Raw genomic sequence first — 296 nt, 5'->3', positions numbered from 1 at the left:
GGGAGTGTTAGAAATTCTGTGTCATTCCAGTAATATACAATCAAAAAGGAATGACACATGTCCCAACCCTTCGATTTCGATAAAGCGCTTAAAGCACTCCAGTCCGGTCAGGCATTAACGGGCAAAGATGGTATTTTGACCCCATTAATCAAACAGTTAACTGAGGCCGCTCTGGCTGCTGAACTTGACTCACATCTGGCTCAGGACATTGAAGCCAACCGCAAAAACGGCTCCAGCAAAAAGACCATTAAAACCCCGACCGGCAGCTTCGAACTGGCGACTCCGCGCGATCGTAA

1 protein-coding gene is annotated in these 296 nt (G+C 47.6%); it reads left to right on the top strand.

Annotation, left to right across the window (positions count from 1 at the left end; all coding sequences use genetic code 11):
- Positions 1-57: 57 nt before the first annotated feature.
- Positions 58-296, top strand: a 239-nt coding sequence (locus A7090_RS25395; protein ID WP_198599621.1) for a transposase, incomplete at its 3' end; no start/stop codon positions are given.

Source organism: Escherichia sp. MOD1-EC7003 (genome assembly GCF_002965065.1).
Lineage (GTDB): Bacteria > Pseudomonadota > Gammaproteobacteria > Enterobacterales > Enterobacteriaceae > Escherichia.
This window is presented reverse-complemented; position numbering and strand designations above follow the sequence as displayed.